The sequence below is a fragment of the Mesorhizobium sp. M7A.F.Ca.CA.004.04.2.1 genome (genome assembly GCF_004022825.1).
Lineage (GTDB): Bacteria > Pseudomonadota > Alphaproteobacteria > Rhizobiales > Rhizobiaceae > Mesorhizobium.
This window is the reverse complement of record NZ_RZPH01001001.1, coordinates 1-2,155: the sequence shown is the minus strand read 5'-3', so window position 1 is coordinate 2,155 and position 2,155 is coordinate 1. Positions and strand designations below refer to the sequence as shown.

The following is a 2,155-nucleotide window of genomic DNA, read 5'->3' as shown; positions in this document are numbered from 1 at the left end:
ATACGATATGGTGGCTGTGGTCGAAGCGCCCGACGACGCGGTGCTGGCGCGCTTCTCGCTGATGCTGGCGGCAGCGGGCAATGTCAGGACGCGGACGCTGAAGGCCTTTCCCGAACTAGCCTACCGCGAGATCATCACCTCGCTCGGGTGAAGGAATCGGCAGGGTTTCTCGAACGTCGCTGGTTGGTGCCGGCCTGGTGGCGCTTTGCCGCAAGACGGGGCGCTTCGCCGTGATAGAATGCGGCCGGGGAGATCGCGATGAAGAAGGTTTCGATATTGGTCGCCAGCTTTGCCGCTTTGTCGCCGCTGCCGTTTTCCGCCGGCGCCAGTGCGCAAAAACCGGTCGGCATGGCCAATCCGGCATCCGTCCATTGTGGCGATATCGGCGGGCGCCTGGTGATCAGGAAGGACAAGGCCGGCAACGAATATGGGTTTTGCCGCTTGCCCAATGGGCGCCTTTGCGAGGAGTGGGCGCTGTTTCGCGACAACAAGTGCATCGGGCCGAAGGCGGCCATGCGCCGCAAGTGACACACCTGCCATCATAGGGTGAGATCATGTCCGAACCGCATTCCCATTCGCATCTGTGGCCCGGCGTGCCACTCGCGCTTGGCTCTGCCGCCCTGTTCGGGGCGACGCCGCCGCTCAGCAAGCTGCTGCTCAATGGCGTCAATCCCTTCATGCTGGCCGGCCTGCTCTATCTCGGTGCCGGTCTTGGGCTGGCTCTGTACCGCCTGCTTCGGGGCAGGCAGGCCGCGGCCGGGGAGGCGCAACTGACCGCTGGGGATGTTCCCTGGCTGGCGCTGGCGATCGGCATGGGCGGCGTTATCGCGCCGGTGCTGCTGATGTTCGGCTTGACCCTCAACACGGCGTCCAGTTCGGCGCTGCTGCTCAACCTGGAAGGGCTGGCGACGATGGCGATCGCCTGGCTCGTCTATCGCGAGAATGTCGACCGGCGCCTGCTTTTTGGCGCTTTCGCCATTCTGGCGGGTGCCATTCTTCTGTCGTGGCAAGGTGAGGGCGTCGCCTTCAACCGTGGCGCCCTGATGGTGGCAGGGGCTTGTCTGGCCTGGGGGATCGACAACAATTTCACGCGCAGGATCTCCGCCACCGACCCGGTGGTGATCGCCATGCTCAAAGGGCTGGTGGCGGGTGTCGTCAATGTCGGGCTGGCGCTTGCCGGCGGGGCCTTGTTTCCCCCGGCGTCGGTTATTGCAGCGACCGCCGCAGTCGGTTTCTTCGGCATCGGGGTCAGCCTGGTGATGTTCATCGTGGCGCTGCGTCATCTGGGCACCGCGCGGACAGGGGCCTATTACTCGCTCGCTCCCTTCATCGGCGCGTTGCTGGCAATCGCCATCCTGGGTGACGCCGTCACGCTCAAGCTGGCGGCCGCCGGAGTTCTGATGGGCGTTGGCCTGTGGCTGCATCTGTCGGAACGCCATGAGCACGAGCACGATCATGAGGAATTGGAGCACGAGCACAGCCATGTGCATGATGAGCACCACCAGCACCATCATGACGGGCCGGTGAGTGAGCCGCATTCGCACTGGCACCGGCATGCGCCGATGCGCCACCGGCATCCACATTATCCCGACCTGCACCACAGGCATGGCCACGGATAAATGCTGACCGTCTGGTACAACACTCGCTGCCCGGTCTGCGATGCCGGTATCGGCAGGCAGAAGCGGCGGCTGATCGAGGCGGTCAAGGCCGGGCGGATCGAGTTCCGAGACATCAATCTTGAACCGGCAGCGCTTACCGGACATGGCGCGTCGCTTGACGACATCCGCCGCCGGCTGCACGCCACCGATGCGGCGGGCAGGCTGCTGGTCGGCGCCGATGTCGCGATTGCCGTTTGGCAGGCAACGCCAGGCGAGGGCTGGCTGGCGATGGTGTTCGGCAATCCGTTTATCTTGCCGCTGACACGCTTTGCCTACGACCGCTTCGCCGATCTTCTCTATGCCTGGAACCGGCGCAAGGGTCGCTGGTAGCGGTTCGTCATTGATGACCGCAGGGCAAAAGGTCCGGAGGACATCTCCGGACCTTTTTCGTGTGAGCTATCGGCTGGCCGGCTCGCAGAGCGCGCCGACGATGCGGCGCACTATCGGCAGCACCAGCAGCAGCGTTGGAAACGCCACCAGCCAGGACAGGCCCCAGG

General features: G+C 64.5%; 5 protein-coding genes. 4 read left to right on the top strand and 1 reads right to left on the bottom strand.

What is annotated here, in order from left to right; all coding sequences use genetic code 11:
- The 4 genes from EN893_RS30400 to EN893_RS30385 all read left to right on the top strand — a co-directional run.
- Positions 1 to 151 (top strand): GYD domain-containing protein (locus EN893_RS30400; protein WP_128362037.1); only part of this gene is annotated, 151 nt, incomplete at its 5' end.
- A 107-nt stretch (positions 152 to 258) separates the two neighbouring features.
- Positions 259 to 528 carry a DUF333 domain-containing protein gene (locus EN893_RS30395; protein ID WP_127271342.1) on the top strand — a complete coding sequence of 90 codons (270 nt, stop codon included), beginning with the start codon at positions 259 to 261 and terminating at the stop codon, positions 526 to 528.
- 26 nt (positions 529 to 554) lie between these two features.
- Complete coding sequence (locus EN893_RS30390) at positions 555 to 1,619, top strand: DMT family transporter (protein ID WP_127271344.1); 1,065 nt, start codon at positions 555 to 557, stop codon at positions 1,617 to 1,619.
- Positions 1,620 to 1,988 carry a DCC1-like thiol-disulfide oxidoreductase family protein gene (locus tag EN893_RS30385; protein WP_127271346.1) on the top strand — a complete coding sequence of 123 codons (369 nt, stop codon included), beginning with the start codon at positions 1,620 to 1,622 and terminating at the stop codon, positions 1,986 to 1,988.
- 66 nt (positions 1,989 to 2,054) lie between these two features.
- Here the strand turns inward: EN893_RS30385 and EN893_RS30380 are convergent.
- A partial coding sequence (locus EN893_RS30380; protein WP_164901252.1) for a DUF2798 domain-containing protein occupies positions 2,055 to 2,155 on the bottom strand: 101 nt, incomplete at its 5' end.

Excerpts from the sequence above, each read along its gene's own strand:
- EN893_RS30395 (WP_127271342.1), top strand. The coding sequence starts at position 259 with ATGAAGAAGGTTTCGATATTGGTCGCCAGCTTTGCCGCTTTGTCGCCG.
- EN893_RS30385 (WP_127271346.1), top strand. The coding sequence starts at position 1,620 with ATGCTGACCGTCTGGTACAACACTCGCTGCCCGGTCTGCGATGCCGGT.
- EN893_RS30390 (WP_127271344.1), top strand. The coding sequence starts at position 555 with ATGTCCGAACCGCATTCCCATTCGCATCTGTGGCCCGGCGTGCCACTC.